This is a genomic window from Allostella sp. (genome assembly GCF_041913585.1).
Taxonomy (GTDB): Bacteria; Pseudomonadota; Alphaproteobacteria; order ATCC43930; family Allostellaceae; genus Allostella.
Genome location: NZ_JAYSFE010000030.1, coordinates 1 through 21,608 on the forward strand (window position 1 = coordinate 1; position 21,608 = coordinate 21,608).

Annotated in this window: 23 protein-coding genes and 1 pseudogene; 13 read left to right on the forward strand and 11 right to left on the reverse strand. The window is 71.6% G+C overall.

Features of this window, described 5'->3' with window-relative positions:
- Positions 1 to 321 (reverse strand): annotated as a pseudogene (locus ACE3Q3_RS07970) (hypothetical protein); the annotation flags it as partial.
- 184 nt (positions 322 to 505) lie between these two features.
- Between ACE3Q3_RS07970 and ACE3Q3_RS07975 the strand changes: the two are divergent.
- Positions 506 to 2,311, forward strand: coding sequence for a PHA/PHB synthase family protein (locus ACE3Q3_RS07975; protein ID WP_374444303.1), 1,806 nt, complete (start codon positions 506 to 508; stop codon positions 2,309 to 2,311).
- A gap of 33 nt (positions 2,312 to 2,344) precedes the next feature.
- On the opposite strand, the gene ACE3Q3_RS07980 is transcribed toward ACE3Q3_RS07975, so the two are convergent.
- The 6 genes from ACE3Q3_RS07980 to ACE3Q3_RS08005 all read right to left on the reverse strand — a co-directional run bounded on the left by ACE3Q3_RS07980 (position 2,345) and on the right by ACE3Q3_RS08005 (position 6,879).
- Positions 2,345 to 3,397, reverse strand: a complete 1,053-nt coding sequence (locus tag ACE3Q3_RS07980; protein ID WP_374444305.1) for an extracellular solute-binding protein — start codon at positions 3,395 to 3,397, stop codon at positions 2,345 to 2,347.
- A gap of 58 nt (positions 3,398 to 3,455) precedes the next feature.
- Positions 3,456 to 4,019 (reverse strand): gamma carbonic anhydrase family protein, encoded by a 564-nt coding sequence (locus tag ACE3Q3_RS07985; RefSeq protein ID WP_374444307.1) that lies wholly within the window; start codon positions 4,017 to 4,019, stop codon positions 3,456 to 3,458.
- 5 nt (positions 4,020 to 4,024) lie between these two features.
- Positions 4,025 to 4,990, reverse strand: a complete 966-nt coding sequence (argC, locus tag ACE3Q3_RS07990; protein WP_374444308.1) for an N-acetyl-gamma-glutamyl-phosphate reductase — start codon at positions 4,988 to 4,990, stop codon at positions 4,025 to 4,027.
- A 316-nt stretch (positions 4,991 to 5,306) separates the two neighbouring features.
- Positions 5,307 to 5,819 (reverse strand): 30S ribosomal protein S9, encoded by a 513-nt coding sequence (rpsI, locus tag ACE3Q3_RS07995; RefSeq protein ID WP_374444310.1) that lies wholly within the window; start codon positions 5,817 to 5,819, stop codon positions 5,307 to 5,309.
- A gap of 4 nt (positions 5,820 to 5,823) precedes the next feature.
- Positions 5,824 to 6,291 (reverse strand): 50S ribosomal protein L13, encoded by a 468-nt coding sequence (rplM, locus tag ACE3Q3_RS08000; protein ID WP_374444312.1) that lies wholly within the window; start codon positions 6,289 to 6,291, stop codon positions 5,824 to 5,826.
- A 144-nt stretch (positions 6,292 to 6,435) separates the two neighbouring features.
- Complete coding sequence (locus ACE3Q3_RS08005; protein ID WP_374444314.1) at positions 6,436 to 6,879, reverse strand: PaaI family thioesterase; 444 nt, start codon at positions 6,877 to 6,879, stop codon at positions 6,436 to 6,438.
- 136 nt (positions 6,880 to 7,015) lie between these two features.
- Between ACE3Q3_RS08005 and ACE3Q3_RS08010 the strand changes: the two genes are divergently transcribed.
- From ACE3Q3_RS08010 to ACE3Q3_RS08025, 4 genes are all read left to right on the forward strand, one after another.
- Positions 7,016 to 8,398 (forward strand): tetratricopeptide repeat protein, encoded by a 1,383-nt coding sequence (locus tag ACE3Q3_RS08010; protein ID WP_374444316.1) that lies wholly within the window; start codon positions 7,016 to 7,018, stop codon positions 8,396 to 8,398.
- An 83-nt stretch (positions 8,399 to 8,481) separates the two neighbouring features.
- A complete protein-coding gene (locus ACE3Q3_RS08015) occupies positions 8,482 to 9,279 on the forward strand; it encodes an enoyl-CoA hydratase (protein ID WP_374444318.1) in 798 nt (265 codons plus the stop codon).
- Positions 9,279 to 9,767, forward strand: a complete 489-nt coding sequence (locus tag ACE3Q3_RS08020) for a CoA-binding protein (RefSeq protein WP_374444320.1) — start codon at positions 9,279 to 9,281, stop codon at positions 9,765 to 9,767. Before ACE3Q3_RS08015 ends, ACE3Q3_RS08020 begins: the two co-directional genes overlap by 1 nt.
- Positions 9,764 to 11,053 carry an O-acetylhomoserine aminocarboxypropyltransferase gene (locus ACE3Q3_RS08025; RefSeq protein WP_374444322.1) on the forward strand — a complete coding sequence of 430 codons (1,290 nt, stop codon included), beginning with the start codon at positions 9,764 to 9,766 and terminating at the stop codon, positions 11,051 to 11,053. The genes ACE3Q3_RS08020 and ACE3Q3_RS08025 overlap by 4 nt, the downstream gene beginning before the upstream one ends.
- A gap of 25 nt (positions 11,054 to 11,078) precedes the next feature.
- Here ACE3Q3_RS08025 and ACE3Q3_RS08030 read toward each other — a convergent pair whose 3' ends face one another.
- The 4 genes from ACE3Q3_RS08030 to phnF all read right to left on the reverse strand — a co-directional run bounded on the left by ACE3Q3_RS08030 (position 11,079) and on the right by phnF (position 15,173).
- Positions 11,079 to 12,281 (reverse strand): MFS transporter, encoded by a 1,203-nt coding sequence (locus ACE3Q3_RS08030; protein WP_374444324.1) that lies wholly within the window; start codon positions 12,279 to 12,281, stop codon positions 11,079 to 11,081.
- 50 nt (positions 12,282 to 12,331) lie between these two features.
- Positions 12,332 to 13,126 (reverse strand): 2-keto-4-pentenoate hydratase, encoded by a 795-nt coding sequence (locus tag ACE3Q3_RS08035; RefSeq protein ID WP_374444326.1) that lies wholly within the window; start codon positions 13,124 to 13,126, stop codon positions 12,332 to 12,334.
- Between the two features lie 78 nt (positions 13,127 to 13,204).
- On the reverse strand, positions 13,205 to 14,398 hold the full coding sequence (locus ACE3Q3_RS08040) for an alpha-D-ribose 1-methylphosphonate 5-triphosphate diphosphatase (RefSeq protein ID WP_374444328.1): 1,194 nt from the start codon (positions 14,396 to 14,398) through the stop codon (positions 13,205 to 13,207).
- Between the two features lie 34 nt (positions 14,399 to 14,432).
- Positions 14,433 to 15,173, reverse strand: coding sequence for a phosphonate metabolism transcriptional regulator PhnF (gene phnF, locus ACE3Q3_RS08045; RefSeq protein ID WP_374444330.1), 741 nt, complete (start codon positions 15,171 to 15,173; stop codon positions 14,433 to 14,435).
- Positions 15,174 to 15,262: 89 nt separating this feature from the next.
- Here phnF and phnG point away from each other — a divergent pair, with 89 nt between their 5' ends.
- From phnG to ACE3Q3_RS08085, 8 genes are read left to right on the forward strand one after another with little or no spacing between them, the layout of a single operon-like run.
- Entirely contained in the window at positions 15,263 to 15,748 is a 486-nt protein-coding gene (phnG, locus tag ACE3Q3_RS08050) for a phosphonate C-P lyase system protein PhnG (RefSeq protein ID WP_374444332.1), read from the forward strand.
- The gene (phnH, locus tag ACE3Q3_RS08055) at positions 15,748 to 16,353 is read left to right on the forward strand and encodes a phosphonate C-P lyase system protein PhnH (protein WP_374444334.1); all 606 of its coding nucleotides are present in this window, start codon (positions 15,748 to 15,750) and stop codon (positions 16,351 to 16,353) included. Before phnG ends, phnH begins: the two co-directional genes overlap by 1 nt.
- A 4-nt stretch (positions 16,354 to 16,357) precedes the next feature.
- Positions 16,358 to 17,467 carry a carbon-phosphorus lyase complex subunit PhnI gene (locus tag ACE3Q3_RS08060; RefSeq protein ID WP_374444336.1) on the forward strand — a complete coding sequence of 370 codons (1,110 nt, stop codon included), beginning with the start codon at positions 16,358 to 16,360 and terminating at the stop codon, positions 17,465 to 17,467.
- 2 nt (positions 17,468 to 17,469) lie between these two features.
- Positions 17,470 to 18,354, forward strand: coding sequence for an alpha-D-ribose 1-methylphosphonate 5-phosphate C-P-lyase PhnJ (locus tag ACE3Q3_RS08065; protein WP_374444338.1), 885 nt, complete (start codon positions 17,470 to 17,472; stop codon positions 18,352 to 18,354).
- A gap of 14 nt (positions 18,355 to 18,368) precedes the next feature.
- Positions 18,369 to 19,127: a phosphonate C-P lyase system protein PhnK gene (gene phnK / locus ACE3Q3_RS08070; RefSeq protein ID WP_374444383.1), complete on the forward strand. Its 759-nt coding sequence runs from the start codon at positions 18,369 to 18,371 to the stop codon at positions 19,125 to 19,127.
- Positions 19,124 to 19,828: a phosphonate C-P lyase system protein PhnL gene (phnL, locus tag ACE3Q3_RS08075; RefSeq protein WP_374444340.1), complete on the forward strand. Its 705-nt coding sequence runs from the start codon at positions 19,124 to 19,126 to the stop codon at positions 19,826 to 19,828. The genes phnK and phnL overlap by 4 nt, the downstream gene beginning before the upstream one ends.
- A gap of 10 nt (positions 19,829 to 19,838) precedes the next feature.
- Positions 19,839 to 20,981 carry an alpha-D-ribose 1-methylphosphonate 5-triphosphate diphosphatase gene (locus ACE3Q3_RS08080; RefSeq protein WP_374444342.1) on the forward strand — a complete coding sequence of 381 codons (1,143 nt, stop codon included), beginning with the start codon at positions 19,839 to 19,841 and terminating at the stop codon, positions 20,979 to 20,981.
- A complete protein-coding gene (locus tag ACE3Q3_RS08085; RefSeq protein WP_374444344.1) occupies positions 20,978 to 21,601 on the forward strand; it encodes a pyridoxamine 5'-phosphate oxidase family protein in 624 nt (207 codons plus the stop codon). The genes ACE3Q3_RS08080 and ACE3Q3_RS08085 overlap by 4 nt, the downstream gene beginning before the upstream one ends.
- The last annotated feature ends 7 nt before the right edge of the window (positions 21,602 to 21,608 follow it).

Consider the following 21,608-nt stretch of genomic DNA (forward strand, 5'->3'; position numbering starts at 1 on the left):
GGGTCCGGCCGGCCGCGCGGCGCGCGCCGGCCGCGGTGGCGCCGGCCGGGGCGGGGCCGCCTCTGGCACGTTGCCGATGCGGAAATCCTGGGTCGAATAGCGAGCGTTCTCGCGATCCCGGACCAATTCCTGGGTCAGCGCCTTGCGCTGCTCGGCCGTCAGGACCGGCTTGGGCTTGGCCGGCACGCTGGCGAGGTTCGGCTCCTTGGTCTCCGCGCCCGGGCGACGCGGCGGGGTCTCGCCCCCGAACCACGAGCAGGCGCCGACCGCCAGCGCCAATCCGGCCGCGACGACCGGCCCTGCCTTCCTGGTGATGCCCATGATCCTCGACGATCCCTCGTACTTGCGCTTCCGTCCCCCGGAACGGCCCGCCGCCGCCCCCCGTTGCCTTGCGTTCGCCGGGGGGCGACGTGGCGAGACAGGCCCCTTATATCAAGGCTATCGTGGCGACCCTAGCATTCCGGGCGCCGCGGCGGGAACGACGGTGCGCTGAGGAGAGGTGCGAATGGCCGAGGGCAAGGACGCCGACAAGACGGTCCCGGATCCGATCGAGATGTCGCGCGCGCTCGCCGCCATCGGGGAACGCAGCCAGAAGCTGGTCGCCGAGTTCCTGCAGCGCCAGACCACCAGCCGCGACGGGGTCGGCATGGCCGATCCCCTGAACATCGGCCATGCGTTCATGGAGATGACGGCGCGGCTGATGGCCGACCCGAGCCGGCTGGTCCAGGCGCAGATGCAGCTCTGGACCGACTACCTGCAACTCTGGCAGCGCACCACCCAGAAGTGGCTGGGTGCCGACGAGGCCCCGCCCCTGGTGGCGCCGGCCGAGGGCGATCGCCGCTTCAAGGACGCCGCCTGGGACGAGAACGCCGTCTTCGACTACATCAAGCAGTCCTACCTCCTGACCGCGCGCTGGATGCAATCGGTGGTGCGCGACGTGAAGGGGCTCGACGACAAGACCGCCCGCAAGGTCGACTTCTACACGCGCCAGTTCGTCGACGCGATGGCGCCCTCCAACTTCGTCCTGACCAACCCCGAGGTGCTGCGCGCGACCATCGATTCGCGCGGCGAAAACCTGGTCAAGGGGTTGGAGAACCTGCTGGAGGACCTGGAGCGCGGCGACGGCCGGCTCGAAATCCGCATGACCGACGAGACCGCCTTCGAGGTCGGCCGCAACGTCGCCGTCACCCCCGGCAAGGTCGTCTACGAGAACGACCTGATGCAGCTCATCCAGTACGAACCGACGACCGAGAAGGTCGATCGGCGGCCGCTGCTGGTCATCCCGCCCTGGATCAACAAGTTCTACATCCTCGACCTGCGCGAGAAGAACTCGTTCCTGAAATGGGCGACCGACCAGGGGCTGACGGTCTTCGTCGTCTCCTGGGTCAACCCGGACGAGCGGCTCGCGGCCAAGACGTTCGAGGACTACATGCTGGAAGGGCCGTTGGCCGCCCTCGACGCCATCCAGCAGGCGACGGGCGAGAAGTCCGTCAACGTCATCGGCTATTGCCTGGGCGGGACGCTGCTCGCCGCCACGCTGTCGTGGATGGCGGTCAAGAAGGACCGGCGCTTCCACTCGGCCACCTTCTTCACCACCATGGTCGACTTCACCGAGGCGGGCGAGCTCGGCGTCTTCATCGACGAGGAGCAGCTCCAGGCACTGGAAGCGCGCATGAACGAGCGCGGCTATCTCGACGGCTCGGCCATGGCGACGACCTTCAACATGCTGCGCGCCAACGACCTGATCTGGTCGTTCGTGGTCAACAACTACCTGCTCGGCAAGGAGCCGTTCCCCTTCGACCTGCTCTACTGGAACAGCGATTCGACGCGGATGCCGGCCGCCATGCACAGCTTCTACCTGCGGCAGATGTACCAGCAGAACCGCCTCGTCGAACCGGGCGGCATCACGCTCGCCGGCGTGCCGATCGACCTCCGGCGCGTCGACCTGCCGGTCTTCATCCTGTCGACCCGCGAGGACCATATCGCGCCCTGGAAGTCGACCTATGCGGCGACGAAGCTCTATTCCGGCCCGATCACCTTTTGCCTCGCCGCGTCCGGCCACATCGCCGGCGTCGTCAATCCGCCGGCCGGCAACAAGTACAGCCACTGGGAGAGCGACGGCCTGGCGCCGACGCCCGACGAATGGCTGGCCCAGGCCGAGGAGGTTCCCGGCTCCTGGTGGCCGCACTGGCGCAAGTGGCTGTCCAAGTATGCCGGGGGACAGGTCAAGGCGCGGGTTCCGGGCGCGGGCAAACTGAGGCCGATCGAGGATGCGCCGGGACGCTACGTCAAGGTGTCGACGCGGGACTGAGGGGTCCCGCGCCGGTCGCCCGGTTCCGCCGCATCAGCCCTTGAAGCTCTTGTTCCACCATTCGAGCAGGGGTGCCGCGTTCTTCGCGACGTAGCCGTAGTCCGGCAGGTTGAAGGCAGCGATCTCGGCCTCCGAGAAGCCGATCTCCTTCTCCAGGTCCGGCGGCAGCTTGGCGTTGGTCACCGTCGGCAGGTAGCCCATGCGGTCGGCGAAGCCGACCTGCGCCTCCGGTCGCAGCATCGCCTCCATGTAGCGCCAGGCGCAGTCCAGGTTCTCGGCGTTCTTCACCACCGCCATGTCGGAGATGTAGGGCGTCGCCCCCTCCTTCGGCGTCGCGCACTCGACCGGGATGCCGGCCTTCTTCCACATGAATCCGCGCGCCTTGAACATCAGCGTGATCCACACCTCCTCGCTCTTCAGCGCCGCCGCCAGCGCCTCGTTCGAGGGGTAGACCTTGGGCTCGACCAGCGTCTTGAGTTCGAGCAGCTTGGCCTTGCCGGGCTCGTAGTTCGACATGCTGCCGCCGTTGACGAGCGCCGCCGATTCGATGTTCTGGGCGTAGTGACCGTCGACGAGCCCGACCCGGCCCTTGTATTTCGGGTCCCAGAGATCGTTGAAGGACTGCGGCGCGGCCGGGATCTTCGTCGGGTTGTAGACGATGACCTTCGCCGAATAGATGTGCGCGATGGCAAAGGGGCGCACCAGCGGCTTGATGAGGTTGGCGTGGCTCGGCACCCGCGCCAGGTCGATCGGCGCCAACACCCCGGCCTCGTTCATCTCGTAGGTGTCGAGATCGCTGAGGCAGGCGATATCCATGGCGCCGCGGCGGGACGCGCGCCCGGCGAGCAGCTTGGTCTTGCGCGCCGACGAAGTGCCGACGTCGTGCACCGTCTCCAGCCCCTGCGGGTCGGTCAGCGGCTTCTCGATGTTGGCGGTCAGCAGCCGCTGATAGTCGCCGCCCCAGGTCCCGACCACCACCCGGCTGCAGGCCGCCGCCCGGGCGATGCGCCCGGCGGCCGCCGTCCCGGCCAGCGCGGCCGCCCCGCCGAGGACGCCGCGCCGCGTCCATCCGAAATCCGTCGCCATCTCCAGCCCCCTCGTCCGTCGATGGACCGGGAGCTTAGCGGGCCGGCGCGGCCCCTGCCTAGCCCGCGACGACGCCGATCCCCTCCGCCCGGTACTCCTGGCCGAATTCGGCGTAGCGCTCGGCCGTGCGGGCGAAGGCCTTCCAGTCCTCCGGCGAGATCTTGCGCTTGAAGGCGGCGGGGCTGCCGGCCCACATCTCGCCCGACGGGACCCGCTTGTTGGGCGTGACGAGGGCACCCGCCGCGACCATCGCCCCGCCCTCGACCACCGCGCCGTCGATGACCGCGGCCTTCATGCCGACGAAGGCGCCGCTCTCCAGCCGGGCGGCGTGAATCAGGCAGAGATGCCCCACCGTGACGTCGTCGCCGATGATGGTCGCGTGCTCCGCGCCCGGATTGACGTGGATGATGGTGCCGTCCTGGATGTTGCTGCGGGCGCCGATCCGGATGGTGTTGGTATCGGCGCGCAGCACGCAGCCGAACCAGATGCCGGATTGCGGGCCGACCTCGACGTCGCCGATCAGCACCGCGGTCGGGGCGATGAAGGCATCGGGCGCGACCCGCGGGCGCTTGCCGCGGAACGGGATCAGGATGCCGCCCGGGGTCGGAGCGAAGTCGTTCATGGCGCCTACTCCGCCGCAGCCCGGAGCGCGCTCCGGCCCAGCATCAGCCCGATGTTCTGGACGGCGGCGCCCGACGCCCCCTTGCCGAGATTGTCGAGCCGGGCGACGAGCACCGCCTGGCGGTGCTTCTCGCTCGCGAACACCCGAAGTTCCAGCCGGTCGGTGTCGTTGAGCGTGTCCGGGACGATCCGGTCGACCATCTCCTTGCCCTCGCCGACGGGCACGACGGCGACCAGTTCTGCGCCGCGGTAGCGGTCGGCGAGGCAGGCCTCGAGGTCGCGGCCGGTCGGCCGGCCGTTCAGCGTGTCGAGGTGCAGCGGCACCGAGACCAGCATGCCCTGCCGGAAATGACCGACCGACGGCACGAATATCGGCCGCCGCGTCAGGCCGGAATAGAGCTGGGTCTCGGGCAGGTGCTTGTGCTCGAGCTTGAGGCCGTAGAGCTCGAAGGCGGGGCCACCTTCGCGGTCATGCGCCTCGATCATGCCCTTGCCGCCGCCGCTGTAGCCCGACACCGCATTGATCGTGACCGGGTAGTCGGCCGGCAGGATGTCGGCGTCGACCAGCGGCCGCAGCAGGGCGATGGCCCCGGTCGGATAGCAGCCGGGGTTGGTCACCCGCCGCGCGGCCGCGATCTGCGCCGCCTGATCGGGCGCCATCTCGGCGAAGCCGTAGGTCCAGCCCGGAGCGACGCGGTGGGCGGTGCTGGCGTCGAGAACACGCGGGCCCGCATCCCCGAGCGCGTCGGCGAGCGCCGTCGATTCCCGGGCCGCGTCGTCCGGCAGGCAGAGCACGACGAGGTCGACCTCGGCCATCAGGGCCTGGCGCGCCGCGGGATCCTTGCGCCGGTCGGCCGGCAGGCTCTTCAACTCCACCCATGGCGTCGCCAGCAGCCGCTCGCGGATGCCGAGACCGGTGGTCCCGGCCTCGCCGTCGATGAAGACGCTGGGCTTGCCGCTCGTGGTGACCATGGAACCACCCTCCTCCAATCCGTCCCTATGTGCTGCGCCCACCCGGCGGGACGCAAGATCGCAAAACGAAAAAGGCCGCGCTGAGCGCGGCCCCCTGCGGGATCCGGTGGGCCCGACGGGCCCGGCGCTCAGCCGATCGTTCGCACGCGGCGACGTCGCAGCCCGGCGGGGCGCGCGGTCGTTCCGGCAGTGGCTGCGGATGCGTTCGACATGGACATGGGGTCGCTTCTACACCGGCCGCGGTTCGCACGGAACCGAAAAAAGAAAGGGGCCGCACCTCGCGGCACGGCCCCCGTCGAAGAGATGGCCCAGTCGCTCAGCGCTTCGAGAACTGGAAGCTGCGGCGGGCCTTGGCCTTGCCGTACTTCTTGCGCTCGACGACGCGGCTGTCGCGGGTGAGGAAGCCGACCTTCTTGAGCGCGGAGCGCAGTTCCGGCTCGTAGTGGCTCAGCGCCTGCGAGATCCCGTGGCGCACGGCACCCGCCTGCCCGGAGAGGCCGCCGCCGACCACCGTGCAGTAGATGTCGTACTGGTTCTCGCGGGTCGTCACCTGGAACGGCTGGTTGATGATCATGCGCAGCACCGGCCGCGCGAAGTAGGTGTCGAGGTCCTTGCCGTTCACGGTGATGGCACCGGAGCCCGGCTTCAGCCAGACGCGGGCGATCGCGTTCTTGCGCTTGCCGGTGGCGTAGGCCCGGCCGAAGCGGTCGACCTGGCGCTCGCGCAGCGCGACCTCGGCCTCCGGGGCCGCTTCGGCTTCGGCGGGCGGGTTCTTGGCAGCGGCCAGCGCGTCCTTGAGCTGGCCCAGGGATTCGAGAGTCTCGGCCATCGGATCAGCCCTTGCGCTTGTTCTTGGGGTTCATCGCGGCGACGTCCAGCAGCTCCGGCTGCTGGGCCGCGTGCGGGTGCTCGGCCCCCTTGTAGACGCGCAGGTTCTTCATCTGCTGGCGGGCGAGCGGGCTGTCCTTCTTCATCATCCGCTCGACCGCCTTCTCGAGCACGCGCTCGGGGAAGCGGCCACGCAGGATCTCGCCCTTCGTGCGCCCCTTGATCCCGCCCGGATAGCCGGTGTGCCAGTAGAACACGTCCTGTTCCAGCTTGCGGCCGGTGACGTGGACCTTGTCGGCATTGACGACGATGACGTTGTCGCCGCAGTCCATGTGCGGGGTGAAGGTCGTCTTGTGCTTGCCCTTGAGGCGCATCGCGATCACGCTCGCGAGCCGGCCCAGCACCAGCCCTTCGGCGTCGATCAGCACCCACTTCTTGCTGATGTCCGCGGGCTTTGCGGAATAGGTCTTCATCGGGGACACGCTCGATCAAATAACGGCGCGGCACCGCCGGGCGCCGCTTCGGGAGCGCTGTCTACGCGCCGCCCGATGGCGTGTCAACGCGAAAACGCCCGATGCCAACGGCCTTTTTCCACGCTGGTATCATGATACCACATTCTATTGGGCGGTCGCCGAGGGCGGAATCGAGTAGGTGCCGGTGACGTGGGCGACGGGCTCCGCCTCGCCCTCCGACAAGAGCGTCACCTCGCCGTAGGCCAGCCGCCGCCCGAGCTTCAGGAGGCGTGCCTCGGCCAGCACGTCGGCCGGTCGCGGCCGGCGCAGGAAGTTGGTGGTGAGGCTCGTCGTCACCGCCAGCGGCACCGCGCCGATCCGGCTGAGGACGGCGGCATAGAGGGCGAAGTCGGCGAGCCCCATGAGGATCGGGCCGGCGATGGTCCCGCCGGGACGGATCGATTCCGGCCGGAAGGGCGCCCGGCAGCGCGCCCATCCCCCGCCGATCGCGTCCAGCCGGAAGCCGAAGGAGACCGTGAACGGCAGTTCCTCCGCGCACAGGCGGTCGAACGCCGCCCGCGTGATGCGCGCCTCCCCTTCGCCGTCCATGTCCGCCCGCCTCCCTTCGGTCCGAGGCGCAGTATGACGGCACGCCGCAGGGCCGGGAAGCAGCCGGACGTTGCGCCGGAGCGCAGGCCGGGCGCAGGCTGCGGGAAGGAGACGCCCCCGCCCCCAGGAATCGGCCATGCCCCTCTTTAAGGACGCCCGCGGCCTCGCCGTCACCGCCGCCGACCCGGCCGCCGTCGCGGCGATCGACGCCTCGATCGCTGCCTTCCTCGCCTTCCGCCTCGATACCGGCGACCGGCTGAAGCCGGGCCTGGCGGCCGATCCGGCCTGCGTCTTCGCCAATGTCCTGCGCGGCTACTACATGATGCTGATGGGCAACCGGACGCTGGTGCCGCGGGCGGCGAAATCGCTGGCGGCGGCCCAGGCGGCGGCGGCCGGCGCCACCCGGCGCGAGCAGGACCACGTCGCGGCCCTGGCCGCCTGGGTCGCCGGCGATTTCGCCGGCGCGATCCGCCGCTGGGAAGCGATCCTGCCCGAGCATCCCCGCGACGCGATCGCGCTCCGGCTGGCCAATTTCGGGCACTTCTACCTCGGCGACGCCGAGGAGATGCGCGCCTCCTTCGCGCGCTGCCTCCATGCCTGGGACGAGCGCGTGCCGGGCTACGGCTTCATGCTCGGCGCCTATGCCTTCGCCCAGGAGGAGGCCGGGGACTATGCGGCGGCCGAGCGCGACGGCCGGCGCGCGGTCGAGATCCACCCGCACGACGTCTGGGCGACCCACGCCGTCGCCCACGTCATGGAGATGCAGGGCCGCGCCGACGAGGGCGTCGCCTGGATCACCGGGCTCGAAGGCAATTTCGGCGAGTGCCACAACTTCACCAACCATCTCTGGTGGCACCGCGCGCTCTTCCACTGGGACCGCGGCCGCCATGACGCGGCGCTCGCCCTCTACGACCGCCAGGTGCGGACGGAATCGACCGACGATTCGCTCGACATCGCCAACGCCGCCTCGTTCCTGTGGCGGCTGGAGAATGTCGGCGTCGCCGTCGGGGGGCGCTGGGACGAACTGGCGGCGCGCGCCGCCGAGCGGATCGACGACCACATGCTGGTCTTCGCCGATGCCCATTTCGCCATGGCGCTGGCCGCCGCCGGCAAGCCCGGCGAGGCCGAGCGCTTCGCCGCCAGCTGCCGCAGCTTCGCCGCCGCCGGGGAGACGGAATCGCAGGTGATGCGCGAGGCCGGAGCCGACCTCGTCGACGGCATCCTCGCCTATCGCGCCGGCGACTACGGCCGGGCCGTCGACCGGTTCCTGGCGGCGCGCCCGGCGCTCGCGCGGATCGGCGGCAGCCGGGCCCAGCGCGACGTCTTCCAGCAGATGCTGGCGCTGGCGGCGCTGCGCGCCGACCGCCTGCCGCTCGCCCGCGCGCTCTGGTCCGAGCGCACGCGGCTGAAACCCTGGTGCGGCTGGAGCTGGGGCAACTTCGCCGAGGTGCTGTCGGCCGCGGGCGAACCCGATGCCGCGGCGGGCGCCCGCGCCCGGGCGGCGGCGATCGCCGCCTGATCCGCCCGCCCCGCCGGCTTGCATCCGGCGGGCGCGACCGGCATCTATGCTGCCCATCCCCCGCACCGGCGAGGCCCCACCCGATGCTGGCACCGGCGACCCAGGACCCACCCCTGCTGCTCCGCGAGGATCGCGACGGCATCGCCCGCCTGACCCTCAACCGCCCGGAGGCGCGCAATGCGCTGTCGGTGGCACTGATGGCCACGCTCTCGGAGGAACTGGCGCGCATCGAGGCCGACCCGGCAGTCAAGGTCGTGGTGCTGGCCGCCAACGGGCCCGCCTTCTGCGCCGGGCACGACCTCAAGGAAGTCCGCGCCGACCCGGGCCGTGCCACCATGGAGCGGCTCTTTCGCCAGTGCAGCGACCTCATGCTGCAGATCACCCGCCTGCCGCGGCCGGTGATCGCCGAGGTCCATGCGATGGCGACGGCGGCGGGCTGCCAGCTCGTCGCCACCTGCGACCTCGCGGTCGCCGCCGAGAGCGCCCGCTTCGCCACGCCGGGCGTCAATATCGGGCTCTTCTGCTCGACCCCGATGGTGGCGCTGACGCGCGCCGTCGGCGCCAAGGCGGCCATGCACATGCTGCTGACCGGCGAGCCCGTCGACGCCGCGACGGCCCATGCGCTGGGCCTCGTCAACCGGGTGGTGCCGGCGGACCGGCTGCGGGCCGCGGTCGATGCGCTGGCGGGCACCATCGCCGCCAAGTCGCCGCATGTCCTCGCCATCGGCAAGGAAGCCTTCTACCGCCAGCGCGAGATGCCGCTGGCCGAGGCCTACGCCTACGCATCGAAGGTGATGACGCGGAACATGATGGCGGCCGATGCGGCCGAGGGCATCGGCGCCTTCGTCGAGAAGCGCCCGCCGGTGTGGAAAGGCTGCTGATGGACCACGACCGCTATTCCGACGAGTACATCGCCGGCATCCTGCGCGACACCAGGACCATCGCCATGGTCGGCGCCAGCCCGAACTGGAACCGGCCCAGCTACTTCGTCATGAAGTACCTGCAGGGCAAGGGCTACCGGGTCATCCCGGTCAACCCGCGGGCGGCCGGCGAGGAGATCCTGGGCGAGCGCGTCTATGCCACGCTCGCCGACGTGCCGGTGCCGGTCGACATGGTCGACGTCTTCCGCGCCGCCGATGCCGCGCCCGGCATCGTCGCCGATGCGATCCGGATCGGCGCCAAGGTCGTGTGGATGCAGCTCGGCGTCCGCCACGACGCCGCCGCCGCCGAGGCGGAGGCGCACGGCCTCAAGGTCGTCATGGACCGCTGCCCCAAGATCGAGTTCGGCCGCCACTCCGGCGAACTGTCCTGGGGCGGCTTCGATTCCGGCATCATCACCTCCAAGCGGACCCGCAAGGTGCAATCATGACCGACAAGACCAAGTTCGGCTTCGAGACCCGTTCCATCCACGCCGGCGCGGCGCCCGACCCGACCACGGGCGCCCGCACGGTCCCGATCTACCAGACGACGGCCTACGTCTTCGACGACGTCGACCACGCCGCCTCGCTCTTCAACCTCCAGACCTACGGCTATATCTATTCGCGGCTGACCAACCCGACGGTGGCGGCGCTGGAGGAGCGGGTGGCGAGCCTGGAGGGCGGCCGCGGCGCGACCGGCTGCGCCTCGGGCCATGCCGCGCAGATGATGGCGTTCTTCGCCCTCCTCGAATCGGGTGACGAGTTCCTCGCGGCCAAGCGCCTCTATGGCGGCTCGATCACCCAGTTCGGCCGCAGCTTCCAGAAGTTCGGCTGGACCGTGCGCTTCGTCGATTCCGACGATCCGGAGAACTTCCGCCGGGCGCTGACGCCCAAGTGCAAGGCGATCTTCGTCGAAAGCCTCGCCAATCCGGGCGGGGTCGTCACCGACATCGCAGCGGTGGCCGCGATCGCGCGGGAGGCCGGCATCCCGCTCATCGTCGACAACACCATGGCCTCGCCCTACCTCTGCCGGCCGATCGAGTGGGGTGCGGACATCGTCATCCACTCGACGACCAAGTTCCTCTCCGGCCACGGCAACTCGATGGGCGGCATGATGGTCGACAGCGGCCGCTTCGACTGGACGAAGAGCGGCCGCTTCCCGTCGCTCAGCGAGCCCGAGCCCGCCTATCACGGGCTGCGCTTCCACGAGACCTTCGGCGACCTGGCGCTGACCGTCCACGGCCACGCGCTCGGCCTGCGCGACCTCGGCGCCGCGATGGCCCCGCTCAATGCGTTCCTGACCTTGACCGGCACCGAGACGCTGGCGCTGCGCATGGAGCGCCACGTCGCCAACGCGCAGAAGGTGGCGGAATTCCTGGAATCGCACCCCGCGGTCGCCTGGGTCTCCTATGCCGGGCTGCCGTCCAGCCCCTATCATGGGCTGGCGAAGAAGTACCTGCCGCGCGGCGCCGGCTCGGTCTTCACCTTCGGGGTCAAGGGCGGCTACGACGCCGGCGTCAAGCTGGTCGAGGGCTGCGAGCTCTTTTCCCACCTCGCCAACATCGGCGACACCCGCAGCCTCATCATCCACCCCGCCTCGACCACCCACCGCCAGCTCTCCGACGAGCAGCGGGCGGCGGCGGGCGCCGGTCCCGACGTCGTCCGCCTGTCGATCGGCATCGAGAGCGTCGGCGACATCATCGCCGACCTCGACCAGGCCCTCGCCAAGACCGCTTGAGCCGGACCCGCGAGCCCGGCGGCGGCTATTCCGCCGGGCTCGCCACGATCGTCGACCGCGGCGGCCGGCGCTCGCCGGGCAGCATCGCCGCCGCGGCGACGATCAGCCCCGCCAGCCCGGCCAGCGTCACGAAGAACCAGTAGAAGCTGCCGGTGCTGTCGTAGACGATCGCCACCAGCGGCACCGCGGCGGCGCTGACGCCGAGCGCCAGCACGAACTTCGCCCCGAAGGCGGTCGCCCGCCACCTGCCGGGCGTGTACTTGACGAGCAGCAGGTTCTCCGCCGGGGTCACCCCGATATGGAGCAGCGCCTGGGTGGTCACCAAGGCGAACAGCAGCCAGTTCTGCGCCGTCGCCGCCAGCGCCAGCAGCGGGACCTGGGCGAGCCAGCCCCAGAGATAGATCGGCTTGGCCGGGTAGCGGTCGGCGAGCCAGCCGCCGACGACATGGCCGCCCGCCGAGACGAGATAGACGACCGTGACCAGCATCCCGGCGCCGGCCGCCGTCCCGCCGGTGATGGCCGGCGTCATGTCGGCGAAGACCTTGGGCAGGGCCAGCGTGATGCCCTGGAAGATGACGCCCGCGGCCGCCATGGTCACCGACAGCACGAAGAAGACGCGGATGATGTCGCCACGCGCCGCGGCCTTCTCCGGCAGGCGGTCCTCCTTCAGCGCGACCACCGTGCCCTGCTTCATGCACAGCGCCAGCGCCAGCCCGAAGGCGATGGTCGCCAATCCGGGCACGATGAAGGCCCAGCGCCAGGAGACGAGGTCGGTCAGCGCGCCGGCGACGAAGGGGGCGGCCGCCAGCCCGGCCGAACCGAAGAGCCCGTTGATCCCCAGGACCTTGCCGCGGTTGACGCTGGCCCGGACCAGCCAGGCGATGCCGACCGGATGGTAGATCGAGCCGAAGAGCCCGATCAGGCCGAGGCCGGCGGCGATGCCGAGCGGCCCGGTCGCCAGCCCCGTCAGGATGCAGGCGCCGCCGGTGCCGAGGAAATAGATCAGCATCATCCGCTCGGCGCTCCAGCGGTCGCCGAGCCATCCGGCCGGCAGCGCGCCGGCGCCGAAAAGGATGAAGCCCGCGAGCGACAGCGACAGCAACTCGCCGTAGGGCAGCCCCCACTCCCGCTCGAGCGCCAGCACGACGGTCGGGTAGAGCAGCATCACGAGATGCGAGAGGCCGTGCCCGACGCACGAGAATCCGACCACCAGCCGGCCGTTGTTCATGGTTCCTCCGTCCGGGCGCGACCGCGGCGCGGCCCGACGCGTATCCCTCTTCAGCCGAAGGATACGCCGACGCGGCCGAGCCCGTCGAATGCCACCTCGACGCGGTCCCCGGCGACGACCGGCTGCGGCGCGACGACGCTGCCCAGGAAGACGAACTCGCCCGCCCGGAGCGCCGTTCCGGCGGCGTTGAGCGTGTTGGCCAGCCAGGCCAGCGCCGCCAGCGGATGCCCCATCATCGCCGCCCCCACCCCCTCGCCGCGGGCCGCGCCCGAGATCGTCACCCGGCCGCGGAGCGCCGGCAGGTCGAGCGCCCGCCAGTCCGGCGCGGCGGCGCCGATGACGGCACCGGCCTGGAAGAAATCGTCGCCGATCAGCGCCGGCACGCCGACCGCGGCGAAGTCGTCGTAGCGATCGTCGACCAGTTCGATCCCGGGATGCAGGCTGGCGACGGCGGTCGCCACCGACTGGCGGTCGTGCCCGCCGGGTCGGGCCGGCAGGTCGGCCGACAGGCGCGCCACGATCTCGGTCTCGACCATCGGCCGGAAGCATTGGGCGGCGACGAACGACCCGCCGTCGGGGCGCAGGCCCGATTCGAGGACGCCGCCGCCGCAGGGATGGTCAATCGCCAGCCACTCCTGCATGACGCGGGTGGTGGCGCCGATCTTCCAGCCGACGCGCGGACCGAGCCGCGGCTGCAGCAGGCCGTGCAGGGCGAACTGCACCCGGTAGCCCTCGGCGGGATCGGCGGGCGCCACGTCGGCGGCCAGCGGCGTCAGCAGGCGGCGTCCGAGACGGGCCTCGGCGATGATGGCGGCGGCGGGCGCGGGATCAAAGATTCGGGCCATTCCGGCTCTCCTGGCGGCAGGCTCTGCGGCGGGCGAAGGGGAGGTATAGCGGCAAATCGCCGGCCGCGGCAGCGGGGATCAGGCTGCGGCGGCGAACCCTCCGCCGATGGCGAGCCGACCCTCGGCATGGACGACGCGGCCGCCGGCGACGGTGGCGACGACCCGCGGCAGGCCGGGAGCGCGCTCGTCGACCAGGACGAGGTCGGCGCGCAGGCCGGCGGCGATGCGGCCGCGATCGGCGAGCCCGGCGGCAGCGGCCGGCCCGGCCGAGACGAGATCCCAGGCGCGCGCGAAGGCCAGGATGCCGTCCCCCGCCAGACGGAACGGCGCCTGCAGCAGGGCGGGATAGTAGTAGTCGGACATCAGGGCGGTGCAGAGCCCGGCGCCCACCAGTTCGGCCGCGCCCACGAGGTTGAGATGGCTGCCGCCGCGGACGACGTTGGGCGCGCCCATGGCCACGGTGTCGCCCGCCGCCACCGCCGCGGCCGCGGTCTCGCGGTTGAGCGGAAACTCGCTGATGCGGGCGCCGAGCCGGCGGAAGCCGGCGCGGATGTCGGGATCGGGGTCGTCGTGGGAGGCGAGCGGCACGCCCGCCTGCCGGGCGGCGGCGGCGATCCGGGCGAGCGACGGGGCAATCTCGGCACGGCGGGCGCCGACGGCGGCCAGCAGCCGCCCGAACGGATCGGCGGCGAGGCCGGTGCGCTCGGCGAGGCGCGCCAGCCGCACCGGGTCGCCGAGGTGCCGCAGCATCGCCGGAGTGTGGTCGTTGAAGGCGACCAGAGCCACCTGGCCCGTCGCCAGCCAGTCCAGCAACGGCCCCTCGCCGTCCAGATTGTAGGCCTCGTGACGGAGATGGATGCGGGTGTCGCAGGCGAGCCGGGGTTGCAGTTCGGCCACCGCCGCGGCGAGCCGGGCGGCACTGTCGAGCGAGCGCAGGCCCGGCTCCCACGAGCAGGTGACGGCGTGATAGGCGGTGGTGATGCCGTTCGCGGCGAGCTGGCGGTCGCTGTCGAGCAGCGCCAGCTCGGCCGCGAAGGCGACACCGGGGCGCGGCATCATCTGACGCTCGAAGGCGTCGCCGTGGAGATCGACGATGCCGGGCAGGACGAGCGCCCCGCCGGCGTCGAGGGTGGGTCCGCCGCCGGCGCCGAGCCCGCCCAGGCAGTCACCTTCGATCGAGAGTTCCGCTTCGACGATGGTACCAGCGGCGGTTAGGATGCGGCCGTTGACGACCTGCCAGTTGCGCGCGGACTGCCAGTTACTCTCAGACATGGGCTCGGGACGGAAAGTTGCGGGACCGGCGGTCTCAGGGCTCGAAGACCAGTTGCACGCGCTCGGCCGCCATCCGCGCGATACTGATCTCGATCGGGCGCCCCTCGGGATCGACGTTGAGGTTTTCGGCCACCAGCACCGGCCGCGAACGCGGCATGTGCAGGGCCCGGGCGTCCTCCGCCGAAGGCAGCCGCGCCGTCACCCGAGTCGACTTGCGGGTGTAGTCGGCGATGCCGCAGCGGACGAGCGCACGGGTGATCGACTCCTCCGCACGATACGCCTGGATCATGTCAGGAACGCGACAGGCCGGGAAATAATGCGAGGCGATGCTGATCGGCCGGCCGTCGGCCTCGCCCAGGGTCTCCAGCAGGATGACGCTCTCGCCGCGGCGCAGGCCGAGCGGCCGCGCGATCGCCACCTCCGCCGCCACCGTCGCCGCCCGCACGAGGCGGGAATGCGGTTCGCGGTTCTGCCGCCGGATGGTCTCGCTGAAGCGGGTACGCTTGCGCACGGCATAGGCGACCGGATCGTCATGGACGAAGGTACCCCGCCCCTGCTCCACCCGCACCAGCCCGCGCTCCTCGAGTGCGGCCAGCGCCTGACGCACGGTGTGGCGGTTGACCCCGAAGCGCTCGGCGAGCGCGTGCTCGGTCGGCAGGCGATCGCCCGGCCCGAGACGGCGCCCGGCGATCTCCGCCTCGATCGTCTGCTCGATCTGACGCCACAGGGCGACACCCTGGCGGCGGGACAGCGGCGTCGTTTCGGTCGTCGTCATCAAAGTTTCAGCGGTTGGTCGCTTTACTGGACCTCGAGGCTGGGGCACTATCGTCGCAAATCATATGGACGTCTAGACAAATTCGCGAGATGTCGAGTTCCGAACCCACATGCCCGCGCGATCCCGGCCCGGAGGCCGGGATCGAAGTCCGGCAACGCTGGATGGGCCTGCTCGCCCGCGCCTCGGCCGACCGCCTCGAGGCCGGCTGGCGCGCGCTCGAGGCCGTGCCCGCCTACGACCTGCTGCGCCGTCCCGAGACCGGCATGGTCATGGTGCGCGGCCGTTCCGGCGGCACCGGCCCGCGCTTCAATCTCGGCGAGATGACGGTGACCCGGTGCGTGGTGCGGACGCGGCAAGGGACGATGGGGCACGGCTACGTCGCCGGTCGCGACCATCGGCGGGCCGAACTCGCCGCCGTGTTCGACGCGCTGCTCCAGGAGCGGGCGACGCACGCGGCGGTGATGCGGGCGGTGATCGAGCCGGTCGCCGCCGACCTCGCGGCCGCGGAGCGGACGGCGCGCGAGAAGGCGGCGGCGACCAAGGTGCGCTTCTTCACCATGGTGCGCGGCGAGTGATGCGCCCCCTTCCCGGTCCCGCCCCGGCCCCCGGCTTCGCCGATCCCGTCGCCGACTCCCAGCGGACCTTCCGTGCGCTGCTCGATGCGATCGCCCGCCCCGGCACCGTCGCCCGTGTCGGTGCCGCCGTCGCCGCGCCCGCACCGCTGTCGCCGGCCGCCGCGGCGAGCCTGCTGACCCTGGTCGATTTCGAGACGCCGCTCTGGCTCGACCCCGCCGCCCGCGCCCCGGAAGTCGACACCTGGCTGCGCTTCCATTGCGGCGCGCCGCTGGTGCCCGATGCGGCCCAGGCGCGGTTCGCGCTCGTCGCCGGGCCGGCGACGGCCCTGCTGCCGCTCGACCGCTTCCCGGCCGGCGACGACGCCTACCCCGACCGCTCCGCCACCCTGATCGTCCTGGTCGCCGACCTCCGCCCCGGCTCCGGCTGGCGCCTGACCGGCCCCGGCATCGAAGACGAGGCGCGGCTGGCCGTCGACGGGCTGCCTGCCGGCTTCGCCGCCGCCTGGGCCGCCAACCGCGCCCTCTTCCCGCGCGGGATCGACCTCTTCCTGGCGGCCGGCGATCGGGTGGCGGCGCTGCCGCGCACCGTTCGGATCGAGGAGTAGGCCGATGTACGTCGCGGTCAAGGGCGGCGAGGCCGCCATCGCCAATGCCGAGCGGCTGCTCGCCGAGACCCGCCGCGGCGATCCCGGGGTGCCGGAGATCAGCACCGACCAGATCGCCCAGCAGCTCGGCCTCGGCGTCGACCGGGTGATGACCGAGGGCTCGCTCTATGACCGCGAACTGGCGGCGCTGGCGCTGAAGCAGGCCTGCGGCGACCAGCTCGAGGCGGTGTTCCTGCTGCGCGCCTTCCGCACCACCCTGCCGCGCTTCGGCGCCTCCGAGCCGATCGACACCGCGCGGATGCAGGTGGCGCGGCGCATCTCCGCCACCTTCAAGGATCTGCCCGGCGGGCAGATCCTCGGCCCCAGCTTCGACTACACCCACCGCCTGCTCGACTTCTCGCTGCTGGCGGCCGGCGGCGCCGCGCCGACCGGCCCGCGGGCCGAGGCCGAGCCCGAGCCGATGCCCCATGTCCTGGCCATGCTCGACCGCGAGGGTCTCGTCGAATCCGAGGCCGACCCCGACCCGGACGCGCCGGTACCGGACATCACCCGCGAGCCCATGACCTTCCCCGCGGGCCGCCCGGCCCGCCTGCAGGCGCTGGCCCGCGGCGACGAGGGCTTCCTGCTGGCGCTCGGCTATTCGGTCCAGCGCGGCTATGGCCGCAACCACCCGTTTGCCGGCGAAATCCGCTTCGGGACGGTCGCCGTCGAGTTCGTGCCGGAAGAGCTGGGCTTCCCGGTCTCGCTCGGCGACGTCGCCGTCACCGAATGCGAGATGGTGAACCAGTTCAAGGGCTCGGCGACGGAACCGCCGCAATTCACCCGCGGCTACGGCCTCGCCTTCGGGCATTGCGAGCGCAAGACCATGGCGATGGCGCTGGTCGACCGGGCGCTGCGGGCGGGCGAGCTCGGAGAAGAGGTCGAATCGCCGGCCCAGGACGAGGAGTTCGTCCTCGGCCACGCCGACAATGTCGAGGCCTCGGGCTTCGTCCAGCACCTCAAGCTGCCGCACTATGTCGACTTCCAGTCGGAACTCGTGCTGGTGCGCGGGCTGCGCCGGAAGGCGGCGGCGGCGCAACGGCCACTGGCCGATGCCATGGCCGGGAACGAATGACGATGGACGGCTACAACTTCGCCTATCTCGACGAGCAGACCAAGCGGATGATCCGCCGCGCCATCCTGAAGGCCGTGGCGATCCCGGGCTACCAGGTGCCGTTCGCCAGCCGCGAGATGCCGCTCCCCTACGGCTGGGGGACCGGCGGCATCCAGGTGACGGCGGCGATCATCGGCACGGAGGACGTGCTCAAGGTCATCGACCAGGGCGCCGACGACACCACCAACGCCGTCAGCATCCGCCGCTTCTTCGCCCGCACCACCGGGGTCGCGACGACCGAGCGCACGGCCGAGGCGACCATCGTCCAGACCCGCCACCGCATCCCCGAGCGGGCGCTGCGCGGCGACCAGATCATCGTCTTCCAGGTGCCGATCCCCGAGCCGCTGCGCTGGCTCGAACCGCGCGAGACCGAGACGCGCAAGATGCATGCGCTGGCCGAGTACGGGGCGATGCACGTCCGGCTCTACGAGGACGTCGCCCGCCACGGCCGTATCGCCACCGCGTACGATTATCCGGTGATGGTGAGCGGCCGCTACCTGATGCGCCCCTCGCCCATCCCCAAGTTCGACAACCCGAAGCTGGACCGCTCGCCGGCGCTCCAGCTCTTCGGCGCCGGCCGCGAGAAGCGCATCTACGCCGTGCCGCCCTGGACCTCCGTGGTCAGCCTCGACTTCGAGGACCACCCCTTCGAGGTCCAGCGCTGGGACCAGTGCTGCGCGCTCTGCGGCGCCGCCGACAGCTTCCTCGACGAGGTCATCGTCGACGACCGCGGCGGCCGCATCTTCGTCTGTTCGGACAGCGACCATTGCGGCGAGCGCCGCGCCGCCGGCCATGTCGGCCGGCAGCCGGACGCACTGGGCCAGCCGGTGGCGGAGACGGCGCCGTGAGCGGCCAGCCGCTGATGCGGGTCGCCGGCGTGACCCGGCGCTACGGCAGCCGCATCGGCTGCCGCGACGTCACCTTCGACCTCTGGCCGGGCGAGGTGCTGGGGATCGTCGGCGAATCGGGCTCGGGCAAGACGACGCTGCTGAAGTGCCTCTCGGCCCAGCTCGAACCCGACGAGGGGCGGATCGTCTACGACACCCGCGAGGCGGGACCGCAGGACGTGTTCGCGCTTTCCGAGCCGCGCCGGCGCCTGCTGATGCGGACCGACTGGGGCATCGTCCACCAGCATCCGGTCGAAGGGCTGCGCCTGGGCGTCAGCGCCGGCGCCAATGTCGGCGAGCGGCTGATGGCGGTCGGCGCCCGCCACTACGGCAACATCCGCGCGTCGGCGCTCGACTGGCTCGGCCGGGTCGAGATCGCCCGCGACCGCATCGACGACATGCCGCGGACCTTCTCGGGCGGCATGCTCCAGCGCCTGCAGATCGCCCGCAACCTCGTCTCCCGGCCGCGCCTCGTCTTCATGGACGAGCCGACCGGCAGCCTCGACGTCTCGGTCCAGGCCCGGCTGCTCGACCTCCTGCGCGGGCTGGTCGCAGATCTCGGCCTGTCGGTCGTCGTCGTCACCCACGACCTCGCGGTCGCGCGGCTCCTCGCCCACCGGCTGATGGTGATGCGCGCCGGCAGCGTCGTCGAGGAGGGCCTGACCGACCAGGTCCTGGACGACCCGCAGCATCCCTACACCCAGCTTCTCGTCGCCTCGATCCTGCACCCATGACCAGCCATCCCGCGATCGCGCTCGCCGGCGTCGGCAAGCAGTTCACGCTTCACGTCCAGGGCGGCGTGGTGCTGCCGGTCCTCGTGGGCATCGACCTCCTGGTGATGCCGGGCGAGTGCGTCGCGCTCAACGGGCCGTCCGGCGCCGGCAAGAGTTCGCTGCTGCGCCTCGTCTACGGCAACTACCGCGCCCAGGCCGGGGCCATACGTGTCCGCCACCGCGGTGCCACGGTCGACGTCGCGGCCGCCAGCCCCCAGACCGTCCTCGAACTGCGCCGCCATACGCTGGGCTATGTCAGCCAGTTCCTCCGGGTGATCCCGCGGGTGCCGGCGATCGACGTGGTGGCGGAGCCGGCGCGCGCCGTCGGCCTTCCCCCGGCCGAGGCCGAACGCCGGGCCGAACGCCTGCTCTCCCGTCTGCGCATCCCGGAACGGCTGTGGTCGCTGCCGCCGGCCACCTTCTCCGGCGGCGAGCAGCAGCGCATCAACCTCGCCCGCGGTTTTGTCGTCGACTTCCCGATCCTGCTCCTCGACGAGCCGACGGCCGCCCTCGACGCCGACAACCGTCGCACCGTCGTCGCCCTGATCGGCGAGGCGAAGGCCCGCGGAGCGGCGGTGCTCGGCATCTTTCACGACGCCGAGGTCCGCGACGAGGTCGCCGACCGCGTCTTTGCCATGCGACCGCCATCACTGGCGGCATAGGATCGCCGCCATGCGCGAATCGATCCTGACCGACGCCCGAATCGTCACGCCGGACGGCGTCTTCGACGGCACCCTCCTCGTCCGCGACGGCCGCATCGCCGATCTCTCCCGCGGCCGCAGCGCGGTACCGGGTGCGCTCGGCCTCGACGGCGACTACCTGCTGCCGGGGCTGGTCGAACTCCACACCGACAACCTCGAGAAGCACCTGACGCCGCGGCCGGGCGTGTCCTGGCCGCCGGAGGCGGCGATCGTCGCCCACGACGCCCTGGTCGCCGGCTGCGGCATCACCACGGTCTTCGATTCGGTCGCCGTCGGCGACGTCATCGCCGGCACCCAGCGGCGGCGCAGCCTGGAGGTGACCCCGGTCGGCCTCGCCCATGCCATCCGCCACGACATGCTGAAGGCCGACCATTTCCTCCACATGCGGATCGAGGTGAGCGAGCCCGATGCGCCGGAGATGTTCGCGCCGTTCCTCGACGATCCGCTGGTCCGGCTGATCTCGCTGATGGACCACACGCCGGGCCAGCGCCAGTACGCCGACGAGGCGGCCTACCGCCGCGGCTACCAGAAGCGCCATGGCCTGTCGGACGCCGAGTACGAGCGCTTCTCGGCCCACCGCAAGGCGCTGGCCGAGCAGTTCAGCGCCCGCCACCGCTCGTGGATGGCCACCCTCGCCCGCGAACGCGGCTGGCCGCTGGCGAGCCACGACGACGCGACGGCGGCGCATGTCGCGGAATCGCTGGCCGCCGGCATGACCATCGCCGAGTTCCCGACGACGGTCGAAGCCGCCCGCGCCGCCCATGCGGCCGGGATGAAGGTGATGATGGGCGCCCCCAACCTGGTGCGCGGCGGCTCCCACTCCGGCAACGTCGCGGCGGCGGAACTGGCGGGCCTCGGCCTCGTCTCGATCCTGTCGTCGGACTATTATCCGCAGAGCCTGCTGCACGGCGCGTTCCTGCTGACGCGGCCGCCGATCGGAATGGCGCTGACGGATGCGGTCGCCACGGTGACGGACACGCCGGCCGCCGCCGTCGGGCTCGCCGACCGCGGCCGCATCGAGCCCGGCCGCCGCGCCGACCTGATCCGGGTCCGCGATGGCGACGGCCTGCCGTTCGTGCGCGCGGTGTGGCGGGAAGGAAACCGGGTCGCATGAACGACGACAGCCACATTCTCCGCGACGCCGAGGCGCTGCAGCGCCTCTACGGCACGCCGACCGAGACCTCGATCGTGAAGGAGGTGGACCATGTCCATCCGCTCTACCGCCCCTTCATCGAGGCCGCGCCCTTCTTCGTGCTGGCGACGAGCGGACCCGACGGTCTCGACGCCTCGCCGCGCGGCGACGGCCCCGGCTTCGTCGTCGTCGAGGACGAGAAGACGCTGCTGATCCCGGACCGGCGCGGCAACAACCGCATCGACAGCCTGCGCAACGTCCTCGCCGACCCGCGCGTCGGACTGCTGTTCCTGGTGCCGGGCGTCGGCGAGACGCTGCGGGTCAACGGCCGCGCCCGGATCTCCGTCGATCCGGCGCTCCTCGCCCGCTTCGCCGTCGACGGCAGGGCGCCGCGCTCGGTCATGATCGTCGCCGTCGATACCGTCTTCTTCCAGTGCTCGCGCGCCCTCGCGCGTTCGGCTTTGTGGGACCCGTCCCGGCATGTCCCGCGCTCGGCGCTGCCGAGTGGCGGTCGCATCCTCGCCACCCTCAGTGCCGATCGCGTCGGCGGCCCCGAGTACGACGCGGCCCTGCCGGCCCGCATCCAGGCGACGCTCTACTGAAGGAACC